This window comes from Halalkalibacter sp. HAAS-P014, from assembly GCF_056619965.1.
Window position 1 is genome coordinate 129549 of sequence record NZ_JBWQTV010000016.1, and the last position, 19323, is coordinate 148871.

Annotated in this window: 20 protein-coding genes, 1 riboswitch and 1 other annotated feature; of the genes, 8 read left to right on the forward strand and 12 right to left on the reverse strand. The window is 38.1% G+C overall.

Annotation, left to right across the window (positions count from 1 at the left end; genetic code table 11):
- Nucleotides 1-113: 113 nt before the first annotated feature.
- The 8 genes from AC1FXZ_RS13410 to AC1FXZ_RS13445 all read right to left on the reverse strand — a co-directional run bounded on the left by AC1FXZ_RS13410 (nucleotide 114) and on the right by AC1FXZ_RS13445 (nucleotide 6233).
- The gene (locus tag AC1FXZ_RS13410; RefSeq protein ID WP_480054440.1) at nucleotides 114-1076 is read right to left on the reverse strand and encodes a type II secretion system F family protein; all 963 of its coding nucleotides are present in this window, start codon (nucleotides 1074-1076) and stop codon (nucleotides 114-116) included.
- Nucleotides 1073-2428, reverse strand: coding sequence for a TadA family conjugal transfer-associated ATPase (locus tag AC1FXZ_RS13415; protein WP_480054442.1), 1356 nt, complete (start codon nucleotides 2426-2428; stop codon nucleotides 1073-1075). The genes AC1FXZ_RS13410 and AC1FXZ_RS13415 overlap by 4 nt, the downstream gene beginning before the upstream one ends.
- A gap of 11 nt (nucleotides 2429-2439) precedes the next feature.
- Nucleotides 2440-3630: a CpaE/TadZ family protein gene (locus AC1FXZ_RS13420; RefSeq protein WP_480054444.1), complete on the reverse strand. Its 1191-nt coding sequence runs from the start codon at nucleotides 3628-3630 to the stop codon at nucleotides 2440-2442.
- Entirely contained in the window at nucleotides 3627-4178 is a 552-nt protein-coding gene (gene cpaB, locus AC1FXZ_RS13425) for a Flp pilus assembly protein CpaB (RefSeq protein ID WP_480054446.1), read from the reverse strand. The genes AC1FXZ_RS13420 and cpaB overlap by 4 nt, the downstream gene beginning before the upstream one ends.
- Nucleotides 4179-4193: 15 nt before the next feature.
- Nucleotides 4194-5099, reverse strand: a complete 906-nt coding sequence (locus tag AC1FXZ_RS13430; protein WP_480054448.1) for a pilus assembly protein TadG-related protein — start codon at nucleotides 5097-5099, stop codon at nucleotides 4194-4196.
- Nucleotides 5100-5101: 2 nt separating this feature from the next.
- Nucleotides 5102-5479 carry a TadE/TadG family type IV pilus assembly protein gene (locus tag AC1FXZ_RS13435; RefSeq protein WP_480054450.1) on the reverse strand — a complete coding sequence of 126 codons (378 nt, stop codon included), beginning with the start codon at nucleotides 5477-5479 and terminating at the stop codon, nucleotides 5102-5104.
- The gene (locus AC1FXZ_RS13440; RefSeq protein WP_480054452.1) at nucleotides 5476-5967 is read right to left on the reverse strand and encodes an A24 family peptidase; all 492 of its coding nucleotides are present in this window, start codon (nucleotides 5965-5967) and stop codon (nucleotides 5476-5478) included. The genes AC1FXZ_RS13435 and AC1FXZ_RS13440 overlap by 4 nt, the downstream gene beginning before the upstream one ends.
- Before the next feature lie 95 nt (nucleotides 5968-6062).
- A complete protein-coding gene (locus tag AC1FXZ_RS13445) occupies nucleotides 6063-6233 on the reverse strand; it encodes a Flp family type IVb pilin (RefSeq protein ID WP_480054454.1) in 171 nt (56 codons plus the stop codon).
- A 92-nt stretch (nucleotides 6234-6325) separates the two neighbouring features.
- Nucleotides 6326-6409, reverse strand: a riboswitch (cyclic di-GMP riboswitch).
- Between the two features lie 229 nt (nucleotides 6410-6638).
- On the opposite strand from AC1FXZ_RS13445, the gene AC1FXZ_RS13450 reads away from it, so the two are divergent.
- Both AC1FXZ_RS13450 and cax read left to right on the forward strand, forming a co-directional pair.
- Entirely contained in the window at nucleotides 6639-6977 is a 339-nt protein-coding gene (locus AC1FXZ_RS13450) for a DUF192 domain-containing protein (RefSeq protein WP_480054456.1), read from the forward strand.
- A gap of 140 nt (nucleotides 6978-7117) precedes the next feature.
- Nucleotides 7118-8176, forward strand: coding sequence for a calcium/proton exchanger (gene cax, locus AC1FXZ_RS13455; RefSeq protein WP_480054458.1), 1059 nt, complete (start codon nucleotides 7118-7120; stop codon nucleotides 8174-8176).
- A gap of 83 nt (nucleotides 8177-8259) precedes the next feature.
- Here cax and asnB read toward each other — a convergent pair whose 3' ends face one another.
- Complete coding sequence (gene asnB / locus AC1FXZ_RS13460; protein ID WP_480054716.1) at nucleotides 8260-10107, reverse strand: asparagine synthase (glutamine-hydrolyzing); 1848 nt, start codon at nucleotides 10105-10107, stop codon at nucleotides 8260-8262.
- Nucleotides 10108-10358: 251 nt separating this feature from the next.
- On the opposite strand from asnB, the gene AC1FXZ_RS13465 reads away from it, so the two are divergent.
- Nucleotides 10359-11069, forward strand: coding sequence for a polyphosphate kinase 2 family protein (locus AC1FXZ_RS13465; RefSeq protein ID WP_480054460.1), 711 nt, complete (start codon nucleotides 10359-10361; stop codon nucleotides 11067-11069).
- Between the two features lie 183 nt (nucleotides 11070-11252).
- Complete coding sequence (locus AC1FXZ_RS13470) at nucleotides 11253-11459, forward strand: YqzH family protein (RefSeq protein ID WP_480054462.1); 207 nt, start codon at nucleotides 11253-11255, stop codon at nucleotides 11457-11459.
- Nucleotides 11460-11705: 246 nt separating this feature from the next.
- On the opposite strand, the gene AC1FXZ_RS13475 is transcribed toward AC1FXZ_RS13470, so the two are convergent.
- Nucleotides 11706-12506 carry an SDR family NAD(P)-dependent oxidoreductase gene (locus AC1FXZ_RS13475; RefSeq protein WP_480054718.1) on the reverse strand — a complete coding sequence of 267 codons (801 nt, stop codon included), beginning with the start codon at nucleotides 12504-12506 and terminating at the stop codon, nucleotides 11706-11708.
- A gap of 105 nt (nucleotides 12507-12611) precedes the next feature.
- Nucleotides 12612-12822: a binding site (T-box leader), on the forward strand.
- Nucleotides 12823-12880: 58 nt separating this feature from the next.
- On the opposite strand from AC1FXZ_RS13475, the gene proB reads away from it, so the two are divergent.
- The 4 genes from proB to AC1FXZ_RS13495 all read left to right on the forward strand — a co-directional run bounded on the left by proB (nucleotide 12881) and on the right by AC1FXZ_RS13495 (nucleotide 17137).
- A complete protein-coding gene (proB, locus tag AC1FXZ_RS13480; RefSeq protein ID WP_480054464.1) occupies nucleotides 12881-13999 on the forward strand; it encodes a glutamate 5-kinase in 1119 nt (372 codons plus the stop codon).
- Nucleotides 13996-15243, forward strand: coding sequence for a glutamate-5-semialdehyde dehydrogenase (locus AC1FXZ_RS13485; protein ID WP_480054466.1), 1248 nt, complete (start codon nucleotides 13996-13998; stop codon nucleotides 15241-15243). Before proB ends, AC1FXZ_RS13485 begins: the two co-directional genes overlap by 4 nt.
- 10 nt (nucleotides 15244-15253) lie before the next feature.
- Nucleotides 15254-16087 (forward strand): pyrroline-5-carboxylate reductase, encoded by an 834-nt coding sequence (gene proC / locus AC1FXZ_RS13490; RefSeq protein ID WP_480054468.1) that lies wholly within the window; start codon nucleotides 15254-15256, stop codon nucleotides 16085-16087.
- Nucleotides 16088-16324: 237 nt separating this feature from the next.
- Nucleotides 16325-17137, forward strand: a complete 813-nt coding sequence (locus AC1FXZ_RS13495) for an ion transporter (protein WP_480054720.1) — start codon at nucleotides 16325-16327, stop codon at nucleotides 17135-17137.
- Between the two features lie 131 nt (nucleotides 17138-17268).
- Here AC1FXZ_RS13495 and AC1FXZ_RS13500 read toward each other — a convergent pair whose 3' ends face one another.
- Nucleotides 17269-18639, reverse strand: coding sequence for an aspartate kinase (locus AC1FXZ_RS13500; RefSeq protein ID WP_480054470.1), 1371 nt, complete (start codon nucleotides 18637-18639; stop codon nucleotides 17269-17271).
- A 334-nt stretch (nucleotides 18640-18973) separates the two neighbouring features.
- Entirely contained in the window at nucleotides 18974-19258 is a 285-nt protein-coding gene (locus tag AC1FXZ_RS13505; protein WP_480054472.1) for a hypothetical protein, read from the reverse strand.
- Nucleotides 19259-19323: the final 65 nt, after the last annotated feature.

Genomic DNA, 19323 nt, shown 5'->3' on the forward strand with positions numbered 1-19323 from the left:
AGAAACCCTACGATACATAGTCATCTTGTTTTTGTACATTTTTTTGAATATAAGTAAACCTATACAAGTAAAAAACAAAAATGAGAAAATCCATAAAAGTAGCAATACCATCATTACACCTCAATTGTGACAACCTTTTGAATAAATAACCACCCTAAGATAGCTGATACTGTCCCCCCTGCTAGTAACGCCATGCCTAATGGATGAGCAAACATTGGACTGAAATAACCAGGGTTCATTAAACTTAATAATAGACCTAAAACAAGTGGCAACAATGTAATTACCAGCGCTGACATTCTTCCTTGAGATGTGAGTGCTTTTAGTTCATCTTTCATGCGCACTCGCTCTGAAATCGTTTCTTGAATCGTTTCAAGGATCGTAGCCAGGTTCCCACCTGTTGATCGCTGAATTAACACAGCTGTTACGACAATCTCCAGATCTTTATTAGGAAGGCGTTGCATGAGGTTTTCAAAGGCCAACTCCATCGTAACACCTAGATTAATTTCTTTAATGGTACGTTGAAATTCAATTCCAATCGGGTCTGGCATTTCTTTTGAAACAAGCTGCATTGCTTGCATAAAACTGAAGCCAGATTTCATCGCATTGGCCATTGTTTCTAAGGCTTGAGGCAATTGTGCTGCACAGGCTGCTATTCTAGAAGCTTTCTTCTTTTTCAAATATAACGATGGCAGCTTCCATGCTATTATTCCAACGAAAAAAGACAGCAGAAAATGCGTTCCAAGAAAAAGTGGGAAAGAAAAGGCAACACCAAAACTAACAACCCTAATTGCAATAAACTCCTCTGCCTTAAAAGCTAATCCCGCGCTTTCCAATTCAGTTTCAAGTTGCCTTCGTTTTAAATCAGTTGTTTTTATACTTTTGGAGAAACGTTGAATAGCATCTTTCAGAGTTGGTTTTTTCGGTCCTTTTTCTGTCTTTATATCCTTCATTTCTTTTGTTTTGATGGGAATAAATTGTGTGATTCTCTTTTTCATCTTTTGTTGTTTATTCAAGAAGTACGTTCCAATCAAAACGAAACTTAGTGTAGAAACAATAAAAATAATGATTGTAATCATAACGCTTCTCCATTAAACCATTCTGCAGGTAACTCATAACCATAGCGCTCTAATTTCTCAGAACAATATGGGCGAATACCGGTAGAAGCATGCTCTCCTATTACTTTTCCGTCTGGGGTCGTTCCGGTTTGGTTGAATGAGAATAAATCTTGTAAAACAATTGTCTCACCTTCCATTCCGATAACTTCAGTAATTTTCACGATTTTCCGACTCCCATCTTTCAATCTAGACTGTTGGATGATTAGATCAACAGCACCTGCAATCTGTTCTCTAATTGCCCGGATCGGCAAGTCCATGCCTGCCATCAGTACCATCGTTTCTAAACGCGAGAGCATTTCTCTTGGGGAGTTGGAGTGTCCTGTTGCTAAAGAACCATCATGACCTGTATTCATTGCTTGGAGCATATCTAATGCTTCCCCACTGCGAACCTCCCCGATTACCACTCGATCAGGCCTCATTCGTAATGAGTTTTTTACTAAATCACGTATCGTTACAACACCTTTTCCTTCAATGTTCGGTGGACGTGTTTCTAGTGATACAACATGATCTTGCAACAGTTGGAGCTCGGCTGCATCTTCAATCGTCACAATTCGTTCATCCTGTGGAATAAAGGAAGACAGGACATTAAGCAAACTCGTTTTTCCACTTCCCGTTCCACCACTAATAAAGATATTTAGCCTTGCTTTTACACAAGAGTCAAGAAATTGAGCCATTTCATCTGTCAACGAACCAAACCCGACCAAATCACTAATTTGTAAGCGATTCTGAGGGAATTTTCGGATTGTGATGGAAGGACCTACTAATGATAAAGGTGGAATAATCGCATTTACCCTTGAACCATCTGGCAAGCGTGCATCAACCATCGGACTGCTTTCATCGATTCTTCTGCCCAGTGGCGAAACAATTTTCTCAATCACTTGCAAAACATGATCATTATCACGGAAATAGTAATCACTTACAACTAACTTCCCTTTTTTCTCAACATAAATTTGGTAGGCTCCATTGACCATGATTTCCGATACATCAGGATCATTTAATAAAGCTGTAATAGGTCCATATCCAATTAATTCGTGAGTTACGGTATCAATTAATTGTTTCTTTCCTTCAAAAGAAAGACGATCACTTTTGTCATTTAAAAATTTCATTGCTTCTAGTTCAATCAACTCTTTTTGTTCATCATCCGATAGGTCAGGCTTCTTTTTTAATTCAGAGATCAAATGACTTTGTAATGCAATTTTTAAGTCTGATTCTTTCGGCCTTACTGCTTCTTTTTTTTGATGAGAGGTTTGTTCTTTTTTTTCATTCACTGAAGAAGTGAGAGATTTTTCATTTAGGCGCTTTAATAATGACATTTACAATCCCCCTATCCTTTCTTTTTGAACAGACCTTTTTTCCTTTTTTTACTTTTCAATCCTTCTTCTTCACTTGGAAAGTCATTCAGCAACTGCTCGGCTATTTTCATAACAGCTTTCGCAACAGGAGTTCTAGGTGCTTTTGTTACGAAAGATTCACCATTATTAATTGAAGAAATGACTGTGCGATAATCACTTGGCATTCTTCCGTTTATCTTTTGCCCTAATACTTCTTCAATCAATTCTTTCGTCATGCCTTCCATTTCTGTATCACGATTTAAAATAATCTTAATCTTCTCTTTTAGTCCTAATAATTCTAACGTTTCAATTGCAAGTTTCCCGTTTTTTAATGCTGGTAAATCTAGTGAAGCAATTAATAATATGATATCGGAACTCTCTAGTGCTACTAAGCTCGTTTCAACAAAGGCCGGTGGTGTGTCAATGATCACAATATCGTATTCTTTTCTCATTGCATCAATGAGATAAGCAATATGCTCTCCTGTTATTAATTCAGCAAATTCCGGAAGATCAGGGGCCGCTATAATATCAATACCTGTCTTATGTTTTAACACAAAGTTTCTAAATGATTTGTCACCATTCTCATAAGATTGTTTGACCCAATCGTATATCGACTGGCTTGGGAGTTGGTCAAATAAAAGCGCAACATCACCAAACTGTAAATCTAGATCAATAACTGCCACTGTTAGATTGTGTTTGCTTAAGGCAACAGCTGCATTCACACTAATCGTGGTTTTTCCGACCCCACCCTTCGTACTGCAAACAGTGATGACTTTCGCTTCTTTTTGATTCTCTAGCATACTTGGATCGTTTGCTATTTTTAAACGAATAACACGTTCAGCTTTGTTGATCGATTCGATGATTTCCATTTCATCACTTTCAATATCAAGAACATCGACAGCACCAACAAACATAGCTTTTTTATAATCAATGTCTTCCTTATTTACTAGTAATAGAACAGCAGTTAATGGATAGAGCCTGGATAAATCTTGGCATAATTCATAAGGATTGTCATTCGAATTTGGACCAATGATTACAACTGTCCCTTTTGAATGCGCTAGATCTGTTTTCAATTCAGATAAATGATCGTAGATTTTATTGCTTTTCTTCAATTCATCTAACATCATTTTCACAGCAGTAGCGTACATCTGTTTTTCTGAATGGATATAATAGTTTAATCTCATTTTGACATCTTCCCTTTTTGTAATTGCTCTAAGGTAATATTGACAGGTTTTGTCCCTTCTTCCTCTTCGTCACCTCTTAGCAGGAGAGTAAAAACACCAGTCTCATTAGCAAGGGCAAGAGCTGCTCCTTCTGTTGGAGTCACTTCAAGTGTAACCATTTCATAGGAAGCAGCGGTTTCACTATACTCGTCAACCAACGTCTTCCCTACAGCTAATACCTTTGTATTATCAACAATAATTTGTGAAGATGTTTCTTCCCCAACAGGAACTGGCAATACGGCAATTACATCTACAAATGATCCCGGACTAACAAAACCAGAAACACTTTGAACTTCCGTTACTGCAATGGAAATCGCTCTTTTGCCTTCTTCAATTTGAATGTTGTGTTGAGGATCCAGCAGTTCTTCGTCTGCAGCCTCTTCATCAAGGTTCGCTGTTGCAGTCGCAATTTGATTTGCATTATCATTATTCGCTGTTATAAGAAGAAAGAAAAAAGACATCATCACCCCAAAAATTATTGCAAAAATCCAGATCTTTTTTGTATTCATAAGTAATCACCTTTTTTACTTAATAAGTTTAAAACCATATGCTCCATAGCTTGATTGGTTTGCTGAGGATTCACCGGAACGAGTCGTTTGAATAAATCGCCCTGTTACTTCAGCCCCCTGATTGGTTGAAGAAACACTCTCAATAAAAAAGGTTGCAAAGCCGACAATTAACACTTCTTTAATCTGATTTTGATCTGTGCTAACTGGCTGAAAAATCGGTACAAGAACCACTCTAGAACAATTAGGGGGATAATTTAAATAGGTTGCATTCGGACAAGCTGAAATACGAGGTGTAATCGCATCCCTTGTTGGTCCAGCCAAGTTTCCCGTTTGTGTACCTAACACCGATCCAACTTTCAGCTCAAATTCATAACCATTCCTTAAATCCGTTTCGTAGTTCTTAGCACCAGTACCTGTTAAAGCAATTGCACCAAAGTTCCCACTTGCTGAATCACTGACTTTTAACGTTTGCACTGAACCAAACGACAAGTCCATCGAGGGTTGAATCCCTAGTGGAATCGCTCCTTTTCCCGACTGAAGAGCTTGAAGTTGAACGGCAGCCCTTGCTTGAATTAGTGGCTCTTTAATCCCGAGCGCTTTCGCAAAAAAAAGCGTTCCTCTTATTTGGCCCTGCACTTCTATCAATGTATTATTTGCGTTAATAACAATTTCAAATTGACTAGGGGTTCCATTATTCAACAATATGGTTTGGTTAACAATTTCTTTGGCCTTATTCGGATTGGCAGGCAACTCTTGGGCCGCTGCTAATACAGCAGCATCCGCTATTTTTTGAAGCCTATTTTTTTCAAGGTAGAGTGATCCCATATCAATCACTAAAGCGATGCAGCCGATAAAGACGGTCATGCCTAAAGCGACTAAGACCATGACCGCTCCCTCCTCTTGCTTCATAAATGCTTTCATGATTACTCCACCCTCATCACTGTTTTCGACCTCACCATTAGAGGATCAGGCAATATATTTTTAAATAACGGGATCGAAAAGGCCACAGGATATGATAATTCAACTGTGACATACGTACCTCTGTTTCGATTCGTTGTAATAGGCGATATATTAATTTTCTCTGAATACAATGACGGTGACGCTTCTTTTATCCGAAGTACCACCTCTTGGTTTGTCCCTCCAACACTTGCCACTCTTGCCCCTTCTCGGCTAGCATGCTCAAGTGTTAGATGCGCATGAAAAATACGACCAAAATCAATAATCCCAAACAGGAAAAACAGAAGAACAGTTAAAGAAATTGCTAATTCTACGGTTGCTTGTCCCTTCTCTGACCGAATCACAACAGACTCACTCCCGAATAACATACGGTCCCTAGAACAATTGCAACGCCGTAAGGGAACGCATGGTGCATATCCTTTTTACTTAAACCATCTAATGTTTTTAATTGTGCTGAAAAGAAAATTCGTTTAAGTGAATTCAATAATTCTCTCTGCTTAAGTAAAATAATAAAAGCAATGATGCCACCGATTATGGCAATGTATAAAAATGAGCCAAAAACAAACGCTGTTCCTTGTAACGCCCCAATAGCCATTAAAAGCTTCACATCACCAGCTGCAATACCACCTAATGCATAAGGAATTACCAGTAACCCAAAGCCTGTTAAAAGACCCAGAAAGCTAAATAAAAAGCCTTCCCAACCAAACAATACGGTATTTGAAATTAAACCTACTACTATAGCAGGAAAAGTTACGATGTTTAGTATTTTTCGTTTTTTTAAATCTGTAATTAATGAAATTAGTAATACTATAAAAAGTATGATAAACGTCACGTGACTCACCTCGTAAAAAAAGCCTACTTTTTTACGGAACATCGCTCCTAAAGTAGGCTTTTTAAATTACTAAAGCTTATTTATATATGAAGGTTTTACGACCCAAAAACTTTTGCTCTAACATCGTCAATTTTGTCAATTAAAGATCCACCAAATGCCGTAAACGCTGCAACTGCACCGATAGCAATTACTCCTAAAATCAACCCGTACTCAGTCATACCTTGTCCATCTTCTTCTTTAAAAAACTTGATAACTTTGTTTAACATAATGTAAACCCACCTTTTTTTGAATGTTTTTATAATTTATACTTGCACAAAAAAATACTACCCCCCGAAGAATAGTATGGAAGTTTACTATTTCCGGCAACTGGCTGGCATATCTAATTGATGAAGCCCCTGTAGTTTTGCGTCCCAAGGTTTCCCTTGGTTTGCCCTTATCATTTTGTCACAAACAATTTGTAACCTTGTGTAAAATTACGGCGTTGTTTGTAAATTTATATTAGCATGCGCTTTGTTAAATCAACAATCACAAAATAATTCATCTTTTACGTAATCTTGGAAGAACAATCGATCGTTCACTTATAAAGAAGCAGGTTTTACATAAAATATCCCTGCTGCTCCAAAAAATCGCTATATTTAGAGCTTGATGCTCATTTAAAAGGTTGTGATAACTTGAAACTAATTACAGAAAACGATGTTCAACAGATCCCGATTAGCATTTTAAGATACGACTCTTTTATAAAAAGGCTAAAAGGCTTAATGTTTCGTTTCAAACCAATCGTGAACGAAGGAATCCTTCTTGCCCCATGTAATTCGATCCATATGTTTTTTATGTTTTTTTCAATTGATGTTGTTTTTTTGAATGAAAAAAATCAAATTATTCACCTAAAGAGACATGTAAAACCATGGACGGCAATTTTCCCCGTTAAGCATGCCGTAGCAGCCCTTGAATTACCAGCAGGCACAATTGATACATACTCGATCCAAAAAAACCAGTTTATTGAATTTTAATAAGCTTATGTCAACAACCAACGATTTAACCTCTTTGCTGTTCTCGTGTTATTCTCGCTTTGATATTTTGTGAAAATCTCGCATGAATTCTTCAATTGCTGTGGACGCTAACAGAAAGAGTTCAAGTTGAGGTGACATCCATGAATAAGATATTTATGATTGCAACAGCCATCGGTGTACCACTTTCAATCCTTGGTACCCTCCTTGCTTGGTCTCCAAGTATGATGTTTCTTATTTACAGTGTAACGATACTAGCTTTAGCCTCCTATATTGGCAGGGCAACTGAAAGTCTATCGATCATCTCAGGTCCTAGAATTGGGGGACTACTTAGTGTTACTTTTGGAAATGCAGTTGAATTAACCATTTCAATTTTTGCGTTAAAAGCAGGCTATTTAAATATCGTACTTGCCTCTCTCACTGGTGCAGTAATTAGTAATTTGCTCCTAGTAGCAGGCCTGTCCTTCTTTATAGGCGGTTTAAAATTTAAAAGACAATCGTTTGATATCCACGATGCAAGACATAGCATTGGGTTATTAATGTTTTCCGTTGTCGTTTCTTTTGTTTTCCCATACATATTTGCTACGACGCTAACTGAGCAAGAAGTTTTGCAACTAAGTATTGGGATTGCCATCACCATGCTCGTGCTATACTTTGCTGCACTTTTTTTCAGACTGGTTACTCACCGGGGGGTTTATGTTAAACGAGGTGAAGCTTCTGAAGAAGAAGAAAAAGAAGAACCTGAATGGGGCAAAAGAAAAGCCATTTTGATATTAGCTACTGCTGCCTTAGCGGTAGCCTTTACAAGTGATCAGTTAGTAGACACATTTGAGGCCGTCGCTGTTACCTTTGGTTGGAGTGAAGTATTTATCGGTGTCATTATTGTGGCGATCATTGGGAACTCTGCTGAAAACATTACGGCCATTTATATGGCCTTACGCAATAAAATGAATGTATCGGTTGAAATAGCTGTAGGTTCCACTTTGCAAATTGCGATGTTTGTTACACCCACCCTTGTATTGCTCTCATTGTTTTTCCCGGTGTCTATGGCACTCGTTTTCTCAACTGAATCGTTAATAGCGATGATCTTATCTGTATTTTTAGCAATTACGATGATTAATGATGGAGACTCGAACTGGTTTGAAGGGTTAACCTTACTTGCAGCTTATCTGATTATGGCAATCGGATTTTACTTCATTTAATGAAGAGGCTTTGCCAAAAGGTATAATTTTGACCTTTTGGCAAAGCCTCGAACCTAGTATTCTTCTTACATCCACTAATATAGCTATTCTTTTATTTTCACATTATACTTATGCAACCAGTAATCCATTTGGATGAAATGAGCTAACAATTGTGGCCCAGCCATTAATTGGCCAAAATACGGTTGGCCCGTTGGCAATCCACCTGAATCAGCGATTTCTTGAAGTGCTTCTTTATTTATAAACTCAAAAATCGGTGCGTCCTTTTGCGCTAATACATCTTTCATTCCTTTTTGTACAGCTGCTGTATACTTAGGATGATGCGTCTTTGGATACGGACTCTTTTTTCGATAAAGTATATCATGTGGCAGTAACCCTTCTAACGCCTTCCTTAGAATCCCCTTTTCACGACCAGCAAGCTGCTTCATTTCCCACGGAATGTTCCATACATACTCTACTAAACGGTGATCTGAAAACGGCACACGTACTTCTAAGCTTGCTCCCATACTCATCCGGTCTTTACGGTCAAGAAGATTTGTCATAAACCAAACAATATTCAAGTACGATATTTCACGTCTTCTAGCCTCTTCAGCTGTATCACCCTCAAATCTCGGTGTTTCAGCAATGGTTTCTTTATAACGATTGTAAACATACTGCTTTAAGTCGAGCTTTTTTTTCCATTTATCATTTAGAAGATTTTCGCGCTCATCTATCGAACGCATCCAAGGAAATCCGTCAAAATACATAACTTTCGGCTTATGAAACCAAGGATATCCACCGAAAATCTCATCTGCACACTCACCCGATAATCCCACTGTTACATCTTGTTTGATTTCATGGCAGAACCAGAGTAACGATGAATCGACATCAGCCATCCCAGGAAGATCACGGACATCTACTGCTTCCTTTAAACGATTAGCTAATTCATCAATGGAAATCACTTTGTTATCATGCTCGGTGCCAAGTGCATCAGATACGACATTTACCCACTCCGCATCTGAATTGGGCTGAAAATCACTCGCTTTAAAGTATTTATCGTTTTCGTCATAATCAATTGAATAACTTTTAATTGGTCCTTTTCCTTGCTTCTCATAAACTTTTGCTGCCAACGCCGTTAAAGCACTTGAGTCCACTCCTCCTGAAAGAAACATCCCGACTGGAACATCAGCAAATAACTGACGCTCAACTGTGTCCTCTAGTAAATACCTCACATGGTCTGCGGTTTCGTCAATGCTATGCTCATGCTTTTTGCTTTTCAGTGTCCAGTAACGACTGATTTTCGCTCCATTCCGATCATAAATTAACATATGCGCAGGACGTAGCTCGTTAATGTCATCAAACACACCATGACCAGGGGTTCTAGATGGTGCTAGGCCCATGACATCTGCTAGACCTTCTGGTTTGATGACAGGCTCGATATCACGGTGAGCAAGTAAGGCTTTTAATTCAGAACCGAATAATAAGCATCCATTACGCACTGTATAAAACAGTGGCTTAACACCTAAACGATCACGTGCCATAAACAAACTTTCATCTTTGTCATTCCATATAGCAAACGCAAAGATTCCATTAAACTTCTCAAGGCTTTGATATCCCCATTCGATGTATGATTTTAGTAACACTTCTGTATCTGAATGCCCTTGAAAATCATGTCCACGTGCAAGTAACTCTTTCCGTATGTCCTCAGTGTTATAAAGTTCACCATTATAGACAATTGTATAGGTCTTATCCTTATAAGTACGACTCATCGGCTGAACGCCATTTTCCGGATCAACTACGACCAGGCGTGCATGGCCAAAAGCTGCATGGGATGATGTCCAAACATTCATATCATCAGGCCCACGGTGGTTTAATGTCCTTACCATATTTCTTATTTGCTTCTCTTCTTGCCTTAAGTCATTACGCCAATCAATCCACCCTGTAATTCCACACATGTATTTATCAGCCCCTTTTTGGGAAAGTTTCTTTTTTGCCCAAGTGATATGAGTGAATCCCATCCTCACTGAGCTTTCTCTCTACTTCATTCGCCCCATGCTAGGCTCAATGCCCATAACCTATCCTATTCAATTTATAGGCAGATGTGCTAATTTTTCCTATGTTATTAGTGTAATCATCTAGATAGTGAAGTTCATAGATATAATTCAAAGAATTTACTAAAATTCATGAAAAGAAGGTGGAGAGACTAATGCATCATTCTAGACCTCGTTTTGCAACAAAGAAAATATATAAAAAAGTGTTAAAGAAAAAACAATTAACATTATTACAATTGCAACACAAGCTCTATGAACTGAAAATACCCATCATTCTAATATTTGAAGGTTGGGATGCAGCTGGTAAGGGTGGGGCAATTAAAAGAGTAACGGAGAGACTTGATCCTCGTGGGTATTTTGTACATGGAATAAAAGCTCCCGATGAGCATGAATTACATTATCATTATTTGAGGCGATTTTGGAAAAAACTCCCTAAAAAAGGACAAATAACAATTCTTGATCGTTCATGGTATGGTCGCGTTCTCGTTGAACGAATCGAGGGTTTTGCAACCGAAAATGAATGGCTACGAGCTTATGATGAAATCAATCATTCAGAAAAAATGCTAGCTGACGATGACCATATTTTAATAAAATTTTGGTTAGACATATCAAAGGATGAACAATTACAAAGGTTCAAAGCCCGTGCGAAAGACCCTTTTAAAAAGTGGAAGCTTACTGATGAAGACTGGCGTAATCGACAAAAGTGGGATCATTATGAAAATGCCGTTTTGGATATGCTAGATAAGACAAATACTCCCTATGCAAAATGGCATGTAATCAATAGCAACGATAAAAGAACAGCTAGAGTTTTCATCATAGAAACAATTGTGTCTGAATTTGAAAAAAGAATTGAGAAAGTCAAATAACGGTATTCACATAAAAAATGTAAGAAAACCACACGCTGTTCTTACAAAACATCGTGTGGTGTGGTGTGGTGATTAGTTCTCACTCTAGAAATTTATCTTGTGTGTGTTAAAAGTGCACCTACAACTTTGCGTTATAATAAATATGTTAGTTTAATCAAACAGAAAGAAACCTTGGTGATAAATATGAACAAAGATTTTATTAAAATACGGATGCAGCATGTTATCCAATCCTATACAGAACAACAAAACGGTTTACCTGTATCTGAAAAAGAAGAAAACGAACTTCTACAAAAGATCGTAACTTTGGCAAATGACAGAGGTATCGGAGAGTTACAAGACATTATCCATGATGTAATCTATGCATTTTTCAGCGATCAAGACGATGAGTGAGCTTCTTTGGCCATTAGCTTTTTGACATTCTCGTTTGGATCCCAACATGAAAACTTATATGTTGACTTTGTCTCATAACCTAGACGAATACATTGATAGTGCACCCCTCCACCCTCTTTCTTAATGACTGCAAAATGTTTACATGTTGCACAACAATGAAAGCGATTTTTCATAGTTTCTCCTTTCTCGTTCAAAGCTGTGCACCATCTCCCCTTTGTATTTCATTGAATGGGCTAGCTTATTGTGTTATTTTTTGTTTAGCCTTTTCCCAGCAAACCGTTCCACAACCTTTGGCATTAATTGATAAAGTGTTGAGCCAAAGTTCATCCATCTGGGTAAGTTTAACTCACGCTTTGGTACAGCAGTTAGTTGAATTGTTTTCGCTGCGACATCTTCAGGCCGAAGCATCCATCGTTCTACATTTTTAACATACGTTCCTTCTTGATCTGCTCTATCAAAAAATGGGGTTTTTATGGGCCCAGGGTTGACTGCTGTTATATGTATATTAGTATCCATCAACTCCATTCGAAGTCCATTTGTGAAACCTAAAACGGCATGTTTCGTTGCTCCATAAACGCTTGACTTCGGCGTTGACAATTTTCCAGCTTGAGAGGCTATGTTAATGATATGCCCACTATTTTGTTTTAACATATGCGAAAGAACTGCTTTTGTTAATGCAATTAATCCTATCACATTCACCGAAAACATCTCTTTTACATCATCAATATTCGCAGTTACCACTTTGTCAAACACTCCAAAACCTGCGTTATTTATTAAAACATCAACATGGCCAACTTCTCCCATCACTCGTTCTGTAACAGCGTTTACCATTTTAACATCACTAATATCTAACTCATAAGCATAAGCTACCCCACCTGTTGTTTCAATAGCTTGCCTGAGCTCTTTTAACTTTTCGATATTACGTGCTAAAAGAACGACTGTATATCCCTTCCGACTAGCTTCAAAAGCCAAGTTCCTTCCTAAACCACTAGAAGCCCCCGTAATCCAAACTACTTTTTTTGTTGCCATGCCACCACTCCTTTTCATTACTATATTGTAGAAAAGAATAAAAAAATTCAAGCACCTACCTTCCTTTTTCCGACTAGGAGTTGACTACTAAGCGCCACCCTCATATAATGAAAAAAAGCAATATAAAAAGCGCAGATAGGGATTAGTAAATGTTCATTACGTGAAAAGAGAGTGACTTCATTGGCTGAAAGGGTCACCACCCCTAATAACATTGAACCTGCCCTGGAGCTAGTTAACTTTGCATAAGTTGACCGTTCCCCACGATACGGGTAAAGTGGGCATAGATTGCCAACTAAGGTGGTACCGCGGAAACTCAAGCTCTTCCGTCCTTATTAGGACAGGAGAGCTTTTTACTTTTTAACAGCTTACCTTACTGAAAAGAGGAGAGAAACATGAGTCGACAACGACTAGTTGTGAAAATAGGAAGTAGCTCATTGACGACAAAACAAGGTGCTCTAAGCATGGAAAAAGTCACAAACTTTGTCAAAGCCATAGCGAAATTAAAAGAGGCTGGTCATGAAATCATCGTCATTTCTTCAGGCGCTGTTGCTGCAGGGTTTAAAGCGATCGGTTATCCAAGCAGACCGGTAACGATTGCTGGCAAACAAGCAGCAGCTGCGGTTGGACAAGCAATGCTCATGCAAGCTTATATTGAGCAATTTGAATTGTACAAGATGACTCCTGCACAACTACTTTTAACAAGACAAGACTTTTCTGATGAAACTCGTTACGGAAACGCCTACTCTACATTAACTGAATTATTAAAAAGAGGAGCGATACCAATCATTAATGAAAATGATTCAACCTCGATTGAAGAGTTGACATTTGGAGACAATGATATGCTTTCTGCTCTGGTCAGTGGCTTAATTCATGCAAGCACTCTTTGCATTATGACTGATGTGAATGGATTGTATGATGATAACCCACAAACAAACCGTGAAGCAAAGAAAATTCACTATCTACCCTTTGTAACGGATGAATTATTGACGCTTGCAGGGGACTCAACATCAAAGGTCGGCACTGGAGGGATGAAATCAAAAGTCAGCGCTGCCCAAACGGCCCTTACACTTGGTGTGAATGTATTTATTGGCAAGGGTGAGCATCAAGATACTTTTATTGATATTTTAAACGGGAAAGGCGACGGTACATATATTGGCTCATTCCAACATGAAGCTGTCATGCCTACTACTAAACAATGGATAGCTCTTCATTCGAAAATATCAGCACGTCTAATAATTGATAAAGGTGCAGAACAAGCGCTACTTCGACGAGGAAAAAGTCTTCTTCCTGTTGGCATTACTTCGATAAAAGGAGACTTTACAATAGGGGATGTAATCGAGGTTTACAATGAAAGTAATAAATTAATTGGCAAAGGCAAAGCGAATATATCCAAAGAGGAGCTGGCCACATTACAAAACCAGCAAACCGCGAGCCAAGAAAAACATAAGCAACCCGTCGTCATTCACCGAAACGAATGGGTTCCATATATAAAGGAGACGATGAAACGATGAGTGAATTAAGAACAAAAGCACAAAAAGCAAGTGAATGTGCACGTGAATTAGCTACAAAAACGACAGAAGAAAAAAATACTGCACTAGAAAAAATCGCCGTTCAACTTCTTGAAGAAAAAGAATATTTACTAGCTGAAAACGAGAAAGACATCATTACCGCTCGTAACAATGGGACAAATGAAGGAATCATTGATCGTCTAACATTGAGTGCTGAACGCTTGCAAGACATGGCAGAAGGGATTAGACAGGTGATCGCCCTTCCAGACCCAGTTGGTGAGAACCTTTCAACAATTAATCGCCCTAATGGATTAAACATTCAAAAAGTCCGTGTACCACTTGGGGTTATTGGTATGATTTACGAAGCTAGACCGAATGTTACAATCGATGCTTCAAGCCTGTGTTTAAAAGCTGGGAATGCCGTATTGCTACGTGGAAGCTCTTCTGCGATTCACTCTAATACAGCGCTTGTCCAAGTTGTCCAACGCGCACTCAAAAAATCTAACATCCCTGTCGCTGCCATTCAACTACTTGAAGATACAAGCCGGGAAACAGCAACGGAAATGTTTACATTAAATGAGTATTTAGATGTCTTAATTCCAAGAGGAGGAGCTTCTTTAATCCAATCTGTTGTTAAAAATGCTTCCGTACCCGTGCTTGAGACAGGAGTTGGAAATTGCCATTTATATATTGATCATAACGCTGAAACAGATATGGCTATTTCAATCGCTGTCAATGCCAAAACGCAACGTCCGTCCGTTTGTAATTCTGTTGAAACAATCTTAGTAAACCGTAAATGGGCTGACTCCCATTTAAAAGAGTTATTACAAGCTCTTTCTGAAAACGGAGTTTCCCTTGTTGGAGATGACAAAACAAGAGAATATGATTCTCAAATTGGTGAAGCGATTGAATCAGATTGGGCCGACGAATACCTAGATTTAAAAGTAGCGTTAAAAGTAACTGAAACTGTTGATGAAGCGATTGAACATATTCATCAATACGGAACAAAACATTCAGAATCGATTATTAGTGAAGATGCTGGAAATGTTGAGCGTTTCTTAAATAACATAGATGCTGCTGCCGTTTACCACAATGCTTCAACTCGTTTTACTGACGGATTTGAGTTTGGCTTTGGTGCTGAGATTGGAATTAGCACACAAAAACTTCATGCACGTGGACCAATGGGGCTTGAAGCACTAACGTCAACGAAATACATTGTAAATGGAACCGGACAAGTGAAAGGATAGGTGCATACTATTGCTACAAAATAAAACCATTACTTTTTTAGGAGCAGGTTCAATGGCAGAGGCAATCATTGGTGGACTTGTCCGACATAAAATCGTTGACCCGAAACAAATTCTTGCAACAAATTTAAATGATTATCAAAAATTAGCTTACTTAGAAGAAACGTACGGTATTCAAACGAATACCAACCGTGCTGAAGCTGTTCGTGCTGGCGATATTGTCATCCTAGCTATGAAACCAAAGCATGTCAAAGAAGCTATCGAAGACATTGTAGAAATGACAAATGAGCAACAACTTTTCGTCTCTGTTCTTGCCGGTATTCCAACTTTCTATATTGAAGAGCTACTCGGTTCTAAGGCTGGAGTTATACGAACAATGCCGAACACTTCTGCAAAAGTAGGTGAATCAGCAACTACTGTAACAAAAGGCTCTTTTGCATCGGATAGCCAATTAGAAGAAGTGATACAACTGTTTTCATCAGTAGGCACTGTTACCATTGTAAATGAAGAAAAGCTCGATGCAGCTACAGGGATCGCCGGTAGTGGCCCTGCTTACTTTTACTTTATGGTAGAAGCAATGGAAAAAGCAGCACTAGAAGCAGGACTAACAAAAGAAGAGGCAACAGCACTTATCACGCAAACCATTGTTGGTGTAGGAAAGAGATTGCAATCTACAACTAAGACACCAAAAGAGCTTTATGAGGAAGTGATGAGTCCTAATGGAACAACTGAAGCAGGTATTAACATTTTACGAGAACGAAATAGTCAAGAAGCTATGACAACTGCTGTCACACGAGCAATTTCAAGATCTAAAGAATTAGGAACTATTTTTAGCAATTCAAAATAAATATGAAAAGGTTGGCTCAAGCTGGCTGATCAATTGACAGTGACAATCTACCGTTTACTGCTTCCTTGGTCTAACCATTGTTTGAGCCAGTTTTTTTATGCTTATTTCTTATCTAGCGATCGGAGGGAACAGTGCTGTTTTATCTAATAAATGAAATACTTTTGTATCCATCTCCAAAACTAGTAGAACAATAACTAGATTTTTTACTGAAGGAGCTCAATTTTAAACATGGAAACCATGAAAAGCGAACTATCTAAATCACCTTTCATACGAGCAATTCAAAAAATCGTTTTCCACCGTGCATTCACGTCAACTATAATTATTTTAATTGTTATTAATGCCATTATAGTCGGTCTTGAAACGTATCCTGAACTATATCATGCGTACTATGAATGGTTCTATTTAGCTGATTACATTTTGTTGTGGATATTCACTATCGAAATTGCGATGCGCTTCATTGCCACTCGTCCCTCGAAAGATTTTTTCAAAAGTAGTTGGAACTGGTTTGATCTTTTGATTGTAGGAGCCGGCCATATCTTTGTGGGTGCTCATTTTGTAACGGTTCTGCGAATTCTTCGTGTACTGCGTGTATTACGCGCTATCTCTGTTATCCCATCCTTACGGCGTCTCGTAGATGCCTTATTAATGACAATCCCTTCGTTAGGGAATATCATGATTTTAATGAGTATCATTTTCTATATTTTTGCAGTTATCGGAACAATGCTTTTTGCAGGTGTTGCTCCAGAGTATTTCGGAAACCTTCAGCTTTCTCTTTTAACTTTGTTCCAAGTTGTAACACTAGAGTCTTGGGCAAGTGGTGTTATGCGTCCAATATTTGAGGAAGTTACATGGTCATGGATTTACTTTGTAATCTTTATTCTTGTTGGTACCTTCATTGTGTTTAACCTCTTTATCGGTGTTATCGTTAATAATGTTGATAAAGCCAATGAAGAAGAAGAAAATGATAAAACAAATACGGAATTAAAAGAGTTGCGCCACGAAGTAGCAGAAATGAAAGCAATGATCCAAACATTGACAGAACGAAAATAAGAACGAGGGAACCATCCCTCGTTCTTTTTATAGTTGAATCCATCTAAAAAGGTAAACATTTAAACTGACTCAATCAACGTCGTCTAGCTACCATAATCAAAGAGAGCGTCAACAACCCAATTTCATATCGGTTATTGCACGGTTTCGTCTGCACCACCAAAGAATTCTTGATATAGTTCAACGACTGTTCGATCTGCATCAGAAGCATGGATACCTAAGATTAAGCTTACTTCCGATGACCCCTGGTTAATCATTTCAATATTAACATTTGCTCTTGTTAATGCCGCTGTAGCACGAGATGAGATCCCGATTGTATTATGCATGCCTTCTCCGACGATCATAACCATCGCAAAATCACGTTCAACGTACACATCATCAACACATAGTTCTTCTTTTATTCGATTAACAATACGGTTTTCAATTTCATCTGTTAACTGATCTTGACGCAATATAATTGACGTATCATCAATTCCAGATGGCATATGCTCGTAGGATAACCCTTCATCTTCTAGCATTTGCAGTAATTTACGTCCAAAACCAACTTCTCGGTTCATTAAATACTTTCGGACATAGATTGTAGCGAAGCCTTCATCTGCAGCTATTCCAATAACAGGATTCATGAAATATTCACGTTCTGCAATAATCATTGTTCCTGATGAGGACGGGTTATTTGTATTTTTCACACAAACAGGAATTCCATTTCGAAACGCTGGAAATAAAGCTTCATCATGGAATACAGAGAAACCAGCATACGATAATTCACGCATTTCTCGATACGTCATTTTCTTAATTTTCACAGGGTTATTGATAATTTTCGGGTTAGCTGCAAAAACGGAATCGACATCTGTAAAGTTTTCATATAAATCTGCTTTTACTCCTGCTGCTAAAATAGAGCCCGTAATATCTGATCCCCCACGCGAAAATGTTACAAGCGTTCCCTCTTTCGAATAACCAAAAAATCCTGGGAATACAATAACTTCTTTTCGTTCACGTAAAGCCTTTAAATGTTCATAAGCCTCCGGTAATACTTGTGCATTACCTGGCTCATCACTAACAAACAATCCAGCATCTTTTGGATTTAAATACGTAGCGTTTAAGCCTATGCTTTGGAAATAAGCTGCAATTAATTTAGCATTGTTATCTTCTCCACTTGCTTTAATTAAATCCATACAAGCACCTGGGCGATTACGATCAAACTGAAGACGTTCACGTAGATCAGCTTCAATTGTCGCAATAATCTCTTTTCCTAATCCTAAGCCCTCTGCAATATCTTCATAACGATTTAATACTGCTTGAAGTTCATTTTCTGTATCATTATTTTTTAAATATGTTTCTCCAAGTTGAATTAGAAGGTCAGTAACTTTTGTATCATCACTAGTTCGTTTTCCAGGCGCAGATACGACAATTACTTTTCTCTCTTTGTCTTCTGCTACAATGGAAGCTACCTTTTTAATTTGCTCCGCACTTGCGACTGATGTTCCCCCAAATTTCGCTACCTTCATGTGTTATCTCCAGCTCCCTTATTCTTCAATTCTCTCTTCATTTATAAGTTTTTTGAACATTCCCAATATAGCATAACCACAAAAGTTCTGCAAAACCATTCTCTTACGTTTTAAGCGTACATAGCGCCCCTAAGCTTCCTCAGTGATACTCATCACTTTGATCCATCCAATCCTCGCTATTTCTTGACAATGCCTCAATATTCCAATATAACAAAACGTAGATGTAGAAAGCTCTACACCTACGCTCTTACATACTATATAATTGGAAGTATTAATAATATAGTCAAATACACATACTACTGTTTTTAAAAGATGTATATCCTCTCACCCATTATTAACGAAACATTCCTATTAAAAATGGCACTCTCTCCTGGAGCTCCTCATCTGTACAACTAGACTCACTCGCATATTCAAGTTCTTTTGCATAAGTAAATGTCGTTTCTTCTAGATTATTCGTTAGCTCTGCTTGATCAAAACAAGCAGGTGCACTGTACACATTATACGTGTGGTCAAGTATTACTCTCGTATCACCAGATACCGGCACAGTCACAGGAATAATCAAACCTGCTAACAATAAGAGTCCTGCCAACACAATCCATATTATTGTACCTTTTTTCATCTTCTACCTTCTTTCCATCCTTTTCCTTCTACAAAACAAGTAGAAAACAATCGATTTTCTTGTTT